This is a genomic window from Mucilaginibacter gossypii, assembly GCF_900100945.1.
GTDB classification, from domain to species: Bacteria; Bacteroidota; Bacteroidia; order Sphingobacteriales; family Sphingobacteriaceae; genus Mucilaginibacter; species Mucilaginibacter gossypii.
Window position 1 is genome coordinate 321,182 of the sequence record NZ_FNCG01000005.1, and the last position, 13,074, is coordinate 334,255.

Consider the following 13,074-nt stretch of genomic DNA (forward strand, 5'->3'; position numbering starts at 1 on the left):
AAAACAACGATAACTCAAATCTAAAACAAAGATGAGTAACGGAAATATGAACCTGACGCTTAAAGTATGGCGTCAAAAAAATGCTCAAACCGCGGGTAAATTCGTAAGCTACAAAGCCGAAAATATTTCGCCCGACATGTCGTTCCTTGAAATGCTCGACGTGGTTAACGAAAGCCTGACCCACAAAGGCGATGAGCCAATTAACTTTGACCACGACTGCCGCGAAGGTATTTGCGGTATGTGTTCATTATATATCAATGGTCACCCGCACGGGCCAAAACGCGGTATCACTACCTGCCAGCTGCACATGCGTACCTTCCACGATGGTGAAACTATCACCATTGAGCCATGGCGCGCTGAAGCATTCCCTATCGTAAAAGATTTAGCGGTTGACCGCTCTGCATTTGACAGGATCCAGCAAGCTGGTGGTTATGTTTCAGTGAACACCGGTGGTGTACCTGATGGTAATGCTATCCCAATCCCTAAAGTTATTGCTGATGAAGCTTTTAACTCGGCTACCTGTATTGGTTGCGGAGCCTGCGTTGCTGCCTGTAAAAATGCCTCGGCTATGTTGTTCGTATCGGCTAAGATCACTCAGTTGGGCTTGTTACCTCAAGGTCAGCCTGAGCGCTATCGCCGTGTACAATCAATGGTTGCCCAGATGGACGAAGAAGGTTTTGGCAGTTGTACCAACACCGGTGCCTGCGAAGCCGAGTGCCCTAAGGAAATTAAATTGACTAACATTGCCCGTATGAACAACGACTATTTTAGCGCGAAACTGTTCAGGGAAGAAGAAGTACATGAGCAAGGTCATTAATTGATCTTTCTGATAGGATATAGTAAACGGCCCGGCTTGTCCGGGCCGTTTTATGTTTTATTCAGTAGCTGTTAAAACGGGTTAAAATAAAGTAGGCAATAAAAACGCTTTTGCGTTTTTTGAGAATAAGCACGCAAATTTTTTTATCCGGCTTAAAACTAAGAAACTGTTTAAATATCGACGCATATCGTTTACAGGTAAATAAAACTTCATTGCCGTTGGTTTTAACCAACGGAATAAAGCATTCACAATAAGAGGGCTTCAGCCCAAATCCGCTTGCATAATTAGGCTAAAGCCAGGGGCTTTCGGCTCTTAATCCGTTGGTTAAAACCAACGGCAATTAATATTCTTCATTCTTAAACAGCTTCTTAGAACTCAAGACTTTCGGCTTATTCTTCTCCCACCAGCTTAAATACCATCCCATCCATATCTTCAGAGATCCTGATCTGGCAGGCCAGTCTGCTTGCAGGTGGAGCGTAGGGTAGCGTATCCAATACATCGAGCTCGGTATCCGTAGCAGTAAAATATTCCTCGGGCCCTTCTATCACCTGTACGTGACAGGTGGCACAAAGCGCCATACCACCGCAGGTGGCCAGTATATCGTACTCAGATGCCTTCAGTACTTCCATCAGGCTCAGGTTTATGCCTTCCGGAATTTCAACGGCCCTGCTGCCTCCGTCGCGGTCAATTATGGTTAAATTTATCATGGCTAAAAAGCGCTTACACCGTAAACGGTGGTGTATTTAAAACTCAGTTTTTGCTCGGGGTAAACATATTTGAAAGCACTTTGGGCCATTAACGCACTTTCATGAAAACCGCAGAGTATCAGCTTAAGCTTACCCGGGTAGGTATTGATATCGCCAATGGCATAAATGCGCTCAATATTGGTGCTATAATCAACTGTATTTACCGCGATGGCTGATCTGTCGATATTCAAACCCCAGTCGGCAATAGGGCCAAGCTTAGGGCTAAGGCCAAATAAAGGAATGAGGTGATCGGCTTCAACATGGCTTACCTGCTGGTCCCGGTCAAGCAGGGTAATCTCCTGCAGGCGGTCATCGCCGGTTAAGGCAACTACGTTTGACTTAAGGACCAGGTCGATCTTGCCTTCCCTGGCCAGTTCAAATACCTTTTCGGCGCTATCAGGTGCTCCGCGAAAAGTATCCCCCCGATGGACCAGGGTAACCCGTTCGGCTACGTTGCTCAGAAAAACAGCCCAGTCCAGGGCAGAATCGCCGCCACCTGCAAGCACTACTTTTTTATCACGGAAATGTTCGGGATTCTTCACCATATAGGCTACACCTTTTCCCTCAAAATCCGTAAGTCGGTCAATTTCTGGTTTGCGGGGTTCAAAACAGCCAAGGCCGCCGGCAATTACTACTACCTGGCAATGAACGGTTGTACCGTCGTTGGTTATGATATTATAAGATCCGTCATCATTGCGTTGCAGGTTTTCTACCCGCTCGCCCAAACTAAAGGTGGGGTGAAACGGGGCTATCTGCAGCATCAAATTATCCACCAGTTGCTGTGCGGTAACATCAGGATAACCGGGAATATCATAAATAGGTTTATGCGGATAGATTTCGGAAAGCTGGCCGCCAACCTGTGGCAGCACATCAATAAGGTGGCAGCGCATTTTTAGCAGCCCGGCTTCAAAAACAGCAAATAAACCAACAGGTCCCGCGCCTATAATGCAGATATCGGTAGTAATTTTTTCCATGTATGATCGCCTTTGATTCAGCAATCAAATTTGCCGCTAAACTAACTGGCAATCAAATGATATAAAGTAATATGAGATTACTTTAAGTTATAATTGGCAAGGCAAAAACGTTTAAATAACTCTATCAGCTTGCTGTGTTTGCCATGCAATTGTATGAACTGAAAAGTGCGGAAAATCTCTAATCCTTTAACATCAATAATGGTGAGCTCGTTGTATTTTAACTCGCTTACTACCGATTGGATGGAGAGAAATGTTGCTGTTTCTGAGTATAAAAGATATTGTTTTATGGCGATACTGCTCTCCAGTTGAATCTCGATGTTCAGGTCTTTAGGGTTGATTTGCACGGCGGCCAGGGCATTGAAGATAACATCCAGGGTGCCCGATCCGGCTTCCCTTAAAACCAACGGGATAGCGGGTAATTGTTTGGGAGTGATCTCGGTCTTTTTGGATAACTTATTGTTAGCACTGGTTACCAGTACAATTTCATCTTTAATAAAATCGGTATAGGATAATTGCGGCGAATGGGCAGCACCTTCTACAATGGCAATATCTATTTTTTCGGCCAGTACCAGCTGCGAGATCTGATCGGTATTGGCCTGGATAAAATTGAAAGTAACCTTGGGATATGTTTTTTTAAACATAGCCAGCAGCTTGGGCAAAATGGTTTGCGCCACGGTGGTACTGGCCCCTATGTGCAGTGTACCGGCTTCCAGGTTGTTAAGCTGTGCCAGTTCAGTTTCCAGGTCGGTATAGGTTTGGAAAATCTTCTCGGCGTATTTTTCAAGGATCTTGCCGGCAGTGGTAAGGGAAATATTATTGCCGTTTCGTTTAAACAACTGTACGCTGAGTTGTTGCTCCAGTTCTTTGATATGTTTGGTGACCGCCGGCTGGGTGATAAATAACTCGGATGCAGCTTTGGTAAAGCTTAACCGTTGTGCAACCGTATAAAAAACCTTCAGCCTGAAATCAAATATCATTGAGCCAATTTAGGAATAAATACTTTTTATTCAGCATGTCACTACGAGCGAAGCGTGGCAACCGCATACCATACAGTGCAAATATGCATTGGCTGCGAGATTGCCATGCTTCGCTTACAACAATGCGATAAATTTATGTCAATGTATCTATTTAATTCGTAGCCAATTGTGGGCTGGCATCCTTGCGTTTCAGGATCAAAGCTGCTATCAGCGCAATCACCAGGCCAACGGGCAGTATCTCCATATAAGTAAGCACAATTACGCCGAAGGGGCTTTTGTACATATTAACATAACCGGCCATGCTTGCTTCCTGTTGCTTAAGTTCGGTAGCCGTAGCACCATTGGCTTTGGCTTCCCTTAAAATATGGGCGACGTATTTGGTCATAAAATCGGGGTAAAAGTTATAGAACTCTATTAACCACACAATCACATAAACTGTTGAGGTGATCAATACAATGTAAAGACCGATCATAAAAGCTTTGCCGAAACTAATTATGCCTTCGTTGTATTTGTCACGGTAATTTTTGATGGCTACAAATATCAGCGAAAACGCCAGCAACATGGAGCCATAGCCCACCCACATGTTGCCCTGAAAGTTGGGGTTGTTATAGCAAAGGGCTCCCGAAATTCCCCCGGTAGCAGCAATGATCAGGCCGGAGATTGATCCAAAAACAAATACATTCTTTTTCATATCGTTTATATTTTGATAGAGCAAATTTGGCTTGTCAGAAACTTTTCGGGCTCATACTTTAGGGTGATTTTGGAAAATATGCTGCCATTAGTACTAAAGTATGAAGCGGGTTAAGGAATAATGCTGAGCCGCTTCCCCATTTCCACGGCCTGGGTGCGGCGTTTAACCTCCATTTTTTCAAACACCTTTGCCGAATGTGTTTTGATGGTATTCAACGATACAAATAAACGCTCTGAAATTTCCTGGTTACTTAATCCTTCGGCCATTAATTGCAAAACATCAAGCTCGCGTTTGCTGAGGCCAAGCTTTTCCACCTCTGTCTGGTTAATGATAAATTTAGGTCCGTTATTTACATAAACCTGTTTTTCTACAACAACCGTTTTGGGTTTGGTAAGTTTAAGTGCCAGCCAAATTCCTAATACGGTAAAAAATACTGCTATGGCACCCATGTAAATTTCATAGGCATTATCAACAATGATCAGTTTAAGCTCAAGCCATTTCAGCAAAAACAACAGCAGTGCAAGTGCTACCGCGTACAGTATGGTATGTTTGTTTTTTGCCAATAAATTTGAAGCCATGTTATGATCACCGATTGATCTTAAAATTAGGATTATTTAAGATAAAGCAGAAAGGCACACAAAACAAAAAAAGCGGAAAACATCCCGCTCTTAAATTTATAATTTGTCAAGTTAATACCTTAACCCTGAAAGCCCTGGCTTCGTTTATTCATCAGCTTTAGCCGCGTCTTTCCTGGCTTTTTTATCGGCTTTTAATTTTGCATAGGCTTTTTGTTGTTCGGGGGTGAAAATCTTGTTTAAGCCGGTGGCAGTGCGTTGTTTAATCTTTTGATCGGCCAGGTGACTGGTTTTTTTATCCTGTTTCAGTTTTTTCAGGCTATCGATACTTGTTGCCTGGGCAAGCAGGATAACATTGACTTTTTTTGCCTGGTCGGCAGTAAGTTTTAAGTTTTTTTGCAGGTGCTCGGTTTTGTTGGCCGCTTTTTGAGCAGGCGTTTTTTCAATCTTTTTTTGTGCGTTGGCTGCGTAGTTTAGTCCGCAGGCAAGGGCCAGTAGCATCAATAGTTTTTTCATATTTTTTATTTTTTGCAGATAATTAATTTATTGACAATATAGATGAGTTTTGGTTTAAATGGATATGTGTATAAGTTTCTTTGACAATTAAATTAAACCAAAGGGTTCTTTTATGGTCGTACTAATGCAAAAGTTAAATTTTTAATTTAATAACCCGGATACTATGAAAAAGGCTGTTAAGTACTGGTGTGGCTTTGTTATGTTGTTGTGTTTGTTTACCGTATTTACTGCCTTTTTGCCGGGCTATCCTAATGCAAGTTTAAAATTTCCATATAAGCAGGCGGGTTTAACACCCGAACAGGCCGCGGCTCATTTACTGAGCCGTTTTACTTATGGGGCAACCCCGGGCGAAGTAGAAGAAGTATCCAAAATCGGCCCCGAAAAGTGGTTCGCCCAACAGTTGGATGCCCAACTCCCGGATGATTCCCTTAATCAACTCTTAAATAAATACGATGCCTTAAAACTGAGCAATACAGAAGTTGTTGCCCAATACCCCAAAGGCGCGCAGGTTTTGCGAATGGCTATAAGGGATGGGGTAGTTAACAAAGATTCGGTAAAAACAGATCGCAAAGCTTATCGCGATCAGTTGCAAAACTACATGCAGCAAAACGGATTAAAGCCCGAGCAGGAGCTGTTACGCCAGTTCATCAACCAGAAAATATTAAGAGCGGCTTACAGCAATAATCAATTACAGGAAGTAATGACCAGTTTCTGGTTCAATCATTTCAATGTATCTATAGTAAAAAACGACTGTTCGCAATATATCCCCGCTTATGAGCGCGATGTGATCCGCGCTAATGCCCTTGGCAAATTTAATGATTTGTTATTGGCCTCTGCCAAATCGCCGGCCATGCTATATTACCTGGATAATTTTAGCAGCTCGGGGAATAAGGACAATATGGAGCAAAGTAACAGGCCGATCCGCCGCCGGCTGATGCAGCAAATGCAGGGTACGGATACAGGTCGTTTTGCCAATATGCCCAAAATAAACAAAACAAAAAAAGCACAGGGGCTTAATGAAAATTACGCCCGCGAGGTAATGGAACTGCATACCCTTGGCGTTGACGGCGGCTATACCCAGCAGGATGTTACCCAGGCGGCTAAAGTACTTACCGGCTGGTCGGTTTATCCAATGGGCACTTACGGACAAGCAGGCCAAAAACTCATGAACCGTATTGGGGATGAAAAACTGCAAAGCCGTGGTTTTGTACATGAGGGCGATTTTCTGTTTAACCCGAACAAACATGATAGCGGCGAAAAGACGGTATTAGGCCATCATTTTGCTGCCGGAGGCGGGTACGAGGAGGGTGTGCAACTGCTTAATATGCTGGCACATCAACAAGCTACGGCAAGGTTTATATCAAAGAAAATAGCTGTGCGCTTTGTGAGCGATAACCCGCCGCAAAGCCTTATTGATAAAATGGCCCGTACCTTTATGAATAAGGATGGTGATATTAAACAGGTACTGATCACCATGGTTAATGCGCCTGAATTTTGGAGCGCGGCAGCCGTAAGGGAAAAAACTAAATCACCTTTTGAGCTGGCCATAGGCTCGGTACGTTCATTGCATGCCGATATTACCCAGCCTTACCAGTTGTTTAACTGGATCAATAAAATGGGCGAAAAGATGTACTATTACCAGGCCCCGACCGGCTTCCCCGATAAAGGCCAATACTGGATCAATACCGGCGCGCTGCTTAACCGTATGAATTTTGGTTTGGCACTGGCATCGGGCCGGATCCCCGGCGTAAAGGTTGATCTTGCAGCACTCAATAACCATCACGAACCCGAAAGCGCACAGGCCGCACTTATCACCTATAGTAAAATCATTATGCCGGGCCGTAAGCTTGATGAAACCATCAAACGGCTTACACCTATGCTTAACGATCCCAAACTTATGGAAAAGGTTGGCGAAGCCAGCGCCAAAACTCCTGCAACAACCGCGGTACCAGTGGCTGCTAGTGATGAGATGATGGATCAGCAGGCGGGTTTAAAAGGTAAACGAAAAAATAATTTTATAGCGATGCAAAGTGCCTCCGGCAATAATTCTATGCTGGCGCAGGTGGTTGGCGTTATCATTGGTTCACCCGAATATCAGAGGCGTTAATTGCAGGAGGATTTAAAAATGGTATCAAGAAGAGGCTTTTTAAAATCGGGCGGACTGGCCCTTTTAGGTGTAGGGTTACTGGGCGGTATACCCGGTTTTTTAGCCGAGGCAGCCGCGAGCGAAAAAATCTTATCGCCCTATAAAAAGAAAAAAACGCTGGTATGTATCTTTCAGCGGGGAGCTATGGATGGCCTGATGGCCGTTACTCCGTTTACTGATGATTATTTGAAAGCTGCCAGGCCAAACCTGTTCATGTCGGCTGCCAAAAGTGGTACAAATAATCCGCTGATAGACCTGGACGGGCGTTTTGGTTTGCACCCTGCCATGAAGGCCTTTGAACCCATGTTTCGCGAAAAACGTTTGGGCATTGTTCACGGCATAGGCTCGCCTAATAATACCCGCTCGCATTTTGATGCGCAGGATTATATGGAATCGGGCACTCCATTCAATAAAGGGACCTCAAGCGGCTGGCTTAACCGGGCTGTAGGTTTGCTTGGGCATGATGCGCTTACACCATTTACGGCCGTGAGCATGACATCGGCCATGCCACGTTCTTTTTATGGCGACAATCCCTCGGTGGCCATCAGCAATTTGCAGGATTTTGCGATTCAAATGCGGGGCAATCCTGCCGGAGCCAATATCGCGGCCAAAAGTTTTGAAGATCTGTATGATCAAACCGCATCCGGCTTACTGAAGCAAACCGGAAAGGAAAGTTTTGAAGCTATGAAGATGCTGCAGAAAACTGATATTAAAAATTATACGCCTGCCAATGGCGCTGTTTACCCCAGCTCGGCATTGGGCAATTCGCTGAAACAAATAGCCCAACTCATTAAAATGGATGTGGGGCTGGAAGTTGCCTTTGCCGAATCGAACGGTTGGGATACCCACTTTAACCAGGGAACCGAAAACGGCATCTTCGCCCGGAATGTGGCCGACCTAAGCAACAGCATAATGGCCCTGTGGACCGACCTGGGCACCTACCAGGACGATGTTACCATAATGACCATGACCGAGTTTGGCCGTACCGTACATCAAAACGGGACTGGTGGTACCGATCATGGTCGCGCTTCATGTAACTTTATTTTAGGTAATGATGTAAGCGGCGGTTTAGTGTATGGCGATGTAAAGCCGCTCGCCGTTGAAAACCTTGAAGATGGCCGCGACCTTACCGTAACTACCGACTTTAGAAGTGTGTTCAGCTCAGTAGCTGATAAGCATCTTGCGATAAATAATGATCATATACTGTTTCCCGACTGGAAAGGGGATAGGGTGAATGTAATGAAGGGATAAAAGCATACTGCCGCGGTTTTTGCGATAGCATAACCCGTGATTGAATATCCCTGAAGTTTCTAACTTCAGCTCATTCACTGGCTGAAGTTGGGCGATAACGTAAATCGGCCTAAAACCGGGCAAGCACTTTGCCTGCGAAAGCAACAATTTTTAGTCATTAAAAATGGTGGCGCTGTTTTGTCAGTACTTTTTTTCCAAAACCTTCCAGGTTTATTTTTGCTCAAAAAATATCAAAAAATCAGTAGCATAAAAGCCTTCGAAAAAGCACTGTTGAAACATTAACTTTATATTCTCTAAAATTTTAATAATTGATTATCAATTATTTGGATATGTTTCACTAAAATCGTTAAAGCGTTTATTATCAGAACAGATGACGTTTTAATGTGTTTCGTGTTTCACTCTTAAAATTTGGAACATGATGTTGTTTCAGAAAAAAAGGCCTGGGTGTTTTTCCAATTTTTTATGGGGAATTAAAATTTGGGGACACCACATTTGTTACAATCAATTCGCATGCAACACATCTACCGCTTTGATACATATCGACTAAAAACTGAATCAATTTTGATAACAGCTGTTTGCAGTTTGTATCTAAATTTGTTTAAATCGATATACCTATGAAAAAATTTGCCTGGCTGTTATGCTTCCTGTTACCTGGCCTCGTGGTTTCGGCCCAACAAATTAAAGGGAGCTATGCTATTAAAAATGAGCAAACCGGGATGCTGTTACGGGTTAAAGACGCACATTCAGAAAATGGTACCCCACTGGTTGCTTACTATCCCGAAAACTGGAAATGCATGACCTGGAATTTTAAACATGTTGCAGGGAATACCTATCAGCTTCAGAATTTGCTTACCAATAAAACATTCCAGCCTAAGGGCGATGCTGATGTAAACGTAGCTTTAGAGGAACAACCGCTTAACACGAACAGCGCCAATCAGCAATATGAGTTTGAGGCGATAGATCATGATACTTTCATGATTAAACTGAAAGGGACAGACTTATACATTACGCCATCTGATAAAAAGGGGGCAGTTAACTCACAGATAGTTTTAGCTAAAAAGACAAATACAAAAGACCAGTATTGGGATATTTACGAACAATCGCCTACCATGTGATTCACTATCTGAAGATGCTGTGCTAACCGGTAATATTATAACCAGGCCCTGAAATAGGATTCTGCAACTGTACCCGGCTGCAAAGGGCGTTAATCGGCCGTAAATATAAGATTCAGCGAAACCGCTATCTCGTCGGTAACAACTGTGTTTTTTACGGCCGAAAAGAAATCCCATGCTTCCCGCTTAGGCTGCATATCGATTTTCCACTTGATACGGTCAATTGTGGTATTTGCCTTAGCGCTGATGATCTCGTTCTTTTTAATGATAGTTGCCATAAATTCAATGGGATTGCTGATCCCTTTTATGGTAAGGATGCCGGTCACGTTAAAGTTGGTTGACTGGCCAGCGCGTGTAATTTCTTTAACAACCATAGTTGCTTCCGGGTACCGGCCTACTGCAAAAAAGCCCTCTTTTTTCAACTCTTCATCTACCTTTTTATTCCCGGCCGCATCGGCATGATCGGTACTGTGCATGGTATTCATATTCAGGCTAAAGGCGCCGTTTGTTGGTTCGCCGGCAGCCGTATACCCCAGGCTGCCCGATTTAAAAAGCAGATAGCCGTAATGGCCACCCATAGTTTTGCGGGCATCCCATAAAACTTTACTTTTTTTAATATCTAAATGGTAGGTTTGCTGTGCAGAGGCTGGGATCAAGGCCATGGACAGCCACAGGATAATTGCGTATTTTCTTAACATAGTATAAGTGATTTATTTGGTAAACCTACTCAGCTTCAGTGCGTTTGTTATTGCCGATATTGTAAATAAAATTGTAAACTTTGTAAATTAAATCTCCGGGAATATGGCCGGTTCCAAACTACCAATGAATAAGACAACCAAACGCTTGCTGGGGCTTGGTTCCCTGCTGCTCATGACCCTTTTATGTGTTGCTTTCAGTTTTACCGGTAAGGATGACTTTGATATGGCCCGGCAGGAAATTCTGCTCCGGAAAATTGGGCATGAGGTGTTGTTATATTCGGGTGATAGTACATCGCGTGTGATGCCGGTACAAAAGATTGCCGAAAATGAGTACCAGTTACGGTTTGAGAATGAATTTTCTTTTCAGCCCGATTCGCTTGTGAAAGCAATTAGCAGTGCCCTGGCAAAGGACAACCTGGCTAACGACTATATTGTGAATGTTTTAAATTGTGGAGGGAACAGTGTGATATTTGGCTATGCTATATTCAAAAATAAAAAGGACAACATAATGCCCTGCTCGGGGCGGAAACAACCTAAAAGCTGCTATGTGATCAACCTCAAATTTAAAAGCCAGGGATTGAGTATGCCCTCAAAAGGCTATCTAATTGGCGGGATACCTTTATTGGCATTTATCGGGTTTGTAATTTCAATGTCGGGTAAAAGCCGGAAAAATACAGTTGTAAACAGCTCTGCCCCGGATAATAGTTTTAAAATAGGTAATATTATATTTAACCCGGCCAGGCGGCAGCTGCACAGCGCCGGAATGATTACCGAGCTCACCTTAAAAGAAAATAAACTGCTGCTCATCTTTGCCCGGTCGCCAAATGAGATCATTGAAAGGAGCAGGCTTCAAAAAGAGATTTGGGAAGACGAGGGCGTAATTGTTGGCCGGAGCCTTGACATGTTCATATCAAAACTGCGAAAAAAACTGGAGCATGATCCGGCCATTAAACTGGTGAATATACACGGCAAGGGATATAAGCTGGAAATCAACGGATAATTACTTTTGTAACTATAAGCTTCGCTGCATATCTATATAGATAATCCAACTGTCTACATACTATAACGTGGTTTTTATAAATGATTTTTAGCGATAATAAACGTTGTTAAGCTTTCCGTCAAAAAAATAGCCGATTTATCGCATCAAGGTAAATTTCGATACGATTTTGAAAGGCTCTTCCTTAATTCACTATTTTTGAATGCCGGCCAGCTTTATTTGCGGATATAATATATATCTAAAGAAAAACCTAAAGGCATTACTTTGATAATCATTTGCGAAAAATGCCCTGAATCTTCAGCGCTTTATTAATCACCATAATTGAAAAACAAAATGAGTAAAATTACAGTAAAAGACGGAACCGAAATTTATTACAAGGACTGGGGAACCGGGCAACCATTAGTTTTCCATCACGGCTGGCCTTTATCTGCCGATGACTGGGATGCTCAGATGTTCTTTTTCCTTGAACAAGGTTATAGGGTGATAGCCCATGATCGCCGCGGTCATGGACGTTCAAGCCAAACCGCAACAGGTAATGAAATGGATACCTATGCAGCTGACGTTGCCGAGCTTGTTGAGGCGCTTGACCTGAAGGGTGCAATCCACATCGGTCACTCTACAGGTGGTGGAGAGGTTATTCGTTACGCTGCAAAATATGGAAAAGGACGTATCGCCAAAGCTGTGCTGATTAGCGCGGTTCCTCCGGTTATGGTTCAAAGCGAAAGCAATCCTGATGGTGTTCCGATTGCAGTATTTGACGAGATCCGCGAAAGCACTGCAACCCAAAGAAACCAATTTTACCAGGACCTGACTATTCCGTTTTATGGCTATAATCGTGAAGGTGCTAAAATTTCACAAGGCATCAGGGACAACTGGTGGCGCCAGGGTATGATGGGCGGTATAAAAGCACATTACGACTGTGTTAAAGCTTTTTCGGAAACAGATTTTACAGAAGACCTTAAAAGTGTAGATATTCCTGTACTTGTTTTACACGGGGAAGATGACCAGATAGTTCCGTTTGCAAACTCGGCACTAAAATCTATAAAGCATCTGAAAAATGGTAAATTGATCTCCTATCCAGGTTTCCCGCATGGTATGCCTACTACCGAGGCTGCAACCATCAATAAAGATCTTTTAGCTTTTATTAAAGAATAATATTTTTATTAATTACTATTACACAAGGTCGCCTCTTTTGAGACGGCCTTTTTGTTTGTATTGACATGCTAATGATCTATCACTGTTGTCCGGTAAAGATTTTTTAGGGAAAAAGGAAGGGATAGCCGAAAGACTACCCCTTTGTGTTGATATTTGAGTTACCACACTTAAATACACAACATGAGCAAAAGTACTTTTTTTACCGGACAGCCGGTCCTGAATCAGTTATTAGGTTTAATAGATCGTAATAATGTTCGATCATTAGCAAGACGTGGGGATCACGATCTCTACTACCGTTACTTTGATACCTATACACATCTTGTAACGATGCTTTACTGCGTTTTTAACAGATGCACCAGCAGCAGAGAAGTAATCAGCGGCATGAAAGCAAGCCTGCATAAGCTTCATCATATCGGTAT

Annotated in this window: 14 protein-coding genes; 7 read left to right on the forward strand and 7 right to left on the reverse strand. The window is 43.2% G+C overall.

Annotated features, from left to right (window positions below):
- Positions 1–31 precede the first annotated feature (31 nt).
- The gene (locus tag BLS28_RS13095) at positions 32–817 is read left to right on the forward strand and encodes a succinate dehydrogenase/fumarate reductase iron-sulfur subunit (RefSeq protein WP_091167597.1); all 786 of its coding nucleotides are present in this window, start codon (positions 32–34) and stop codon (positions 815–817) included.
- 389 nt (positions 818–1,206) lie between these two features.
- Here BLS28_RS13095 and BLS28_RS13100 read toward each other — a convergent pair whose 3' ends face one another.
- The 6 genes from BLS28_RS13100 to BLS28_RS13125 all read right to left on the reverse strand — a co-directional run bounded on the left by BLS28_RS13100 (position 1,207) and on the right by BLS28_RS13125 (position 5,296).
- Positions 1,207–1,524 (reverse strand): 2Fe-2S iron-sulfur cluster-binding protein, encoded by a 318-nt coding sequence (locus BLS28_RS13100; RefSeq protein WP_091167599.1) that lies wholly within the window; start codon positions 1,522–1,524, stop codon positions 1,207–1,209.
- 2 nt (positions 1,525–1,526) lie between these two features.
- Positions 1,527–2,537 (reverse strand): NAD(P)/FAD-dependent oxidoreductase, encoded by a 1,011-nt coding sequence (locus tag BLS28_RS13105; RefSeq protein WP_091167601.1) that lies wholly within the window; start codon positions 2,535–2,537, stop codon positions 1,527–1,529.
- A 77-nt stretch (positions 2,538–2,614) separates the two neighbouring features.
- Entirely contained in the window at positions 2,615–3,514 is a 900-nt protein-coding gene (locus tag BLS28_RS13110; protein ID WP_218117180.1) for a LysR substrate-binding domain-containing protein, read from the reverse strand.
- Positions 3,515–3,665: 151 nt separating this feature from the next.
- A complete protein-coding gene (locus tag BLS28_RS13115) occupies positions 3,666–4,205 on the reverse strand; it encodes a DUF4199 domain-containing protein (protein ID WP_091167603.1) in 540 nt (179 codons plus the stop codon).
- Between the two features lie 110 nt (positions 4,206–4,315).
- On the reverse strand, positions 4,316–4,783 hold the full coding sequence (locus BLS28_RS13120) for a response regulator transcription factor (RefSeq protein WP_091167606.1): 468 nt from the start codon (positions 4,781–4,783) through the stop codon (positions 4,316–4,318).
- Positions 4,784–4,927: 144 nt separating this feature from the next.
- Positions 4,928–5,296 (reverse strand): hypothetical protein, encoded by a 369-nt coding sequence (locus BLS28_RS13125; RefSeq protein ID WP_091167609.1) that lies wholly within the window; start codon positions 5,294–5,296, stop codon positions 4,928–4,930.
- A gap of 163 nt (positions 5,297–5,459) precedes the next feature.
- Between BLS28_RS13125 and BLS28_RS13130 the strand changes: the two genes are divergently transcribed.
- The 3 genes from BLS28_RS13130 (at position 5,460) to BLS28_RS13145 (ending at position 9,808) form a co-directional block, all read left to right on the forward strand.
- The gene (locus tag BLS28_RS13130) at positions 5,460–7,403 is read left to right on the forward strand and encodes a DUF1800 domain-containing protein (protein ID WP_091167612.1); all 1,944 of its coding nucleotides are present in this window, start codon (positions 5,460–5,462) and stop codon (positions 7,401–7,403) included.
- Positions 7,404–7,421: 18 nt separating this feature from the next.
- A complete protein-coding gene (locus tag BLS28_RS13135; protein WP_091167615.1) occupies positions 7,422–8,693 on the forward strand; it encodes a DUF1501 domain-containing protein in 1,272 nt (423 codons plus the stop codon).
- Between the two features lie 614 nt (positions 8,694–9,307).
- Positions 9,308–9,808, forward strand: coding sequence for an RICIN domain-containing protein (locus BLS28_RS13145; protein ID WP_091167619.1), 501 nt, complete (start codon positions 9,308–9,310; stop codon positions 9,806–9,808).
- A gap of 89 nt (positions 9,809–9,897) precedes the next feature.
- Here BLS28_RS13145 and BLS28_RS13150 read toward each other — a convergent pair whose 3' ends face one another.
- The gene (locus BLS28_RS13150; protein WP_091167621.1) at positions 9,898–10,503 is read right to left on the reverse strand and encodes a YceI family protein; all 606 of its coding nucleotides are present in this window, start codon (positions 10,501–10,503) and stop codon (positions 9,898–9,900) included.
- A 124-nt stretch (positions 10,504–10,627) separates the two neighbouring features.
- Here BLS28_RS13150 and BLS28_RS13155 point away from each other — a divergent pair, with 124 nt between their 5' ends.
- From BLS28_RS13155 to BLS28_RS31565, 3 genes are all read left to right on the forward strand, one after another.
- On the forward strand, positions 10,628–11,503 hold the full coding sequence (locus BLS28_RS13155) for a winged helix-turn-helix domain-containing protein (protein WP_256337411.1): 876 nt from the start codon (positions 10,628–10,630) through the stop codon (positions 11,501–11,503).
- 330 nt (positions 11,504–11,833) lie between these two features.
- Positions 11,834–12,655 carry an alpha/beta fold hydrolase gene (locus tag BLS28_RS13160; protein ID WP_091167627.1) on the forward strand — a complete coding sequence of 274 codons (822 nt, stop codon included), beginning with the start codon at positions 11,834–11,836 and terminating at the stop codon, positions 12,653–12,655.
- 180 nt (positions 12,656–12,835) lie between these two features.
- Positions 12,836–13,074 (forward strand): DUF4372 domain-containing protein (locus BLS28_RS31565; protein WP_143020749.1); only part of this gene is annotated, 239 nt, incomplete at its 3' end.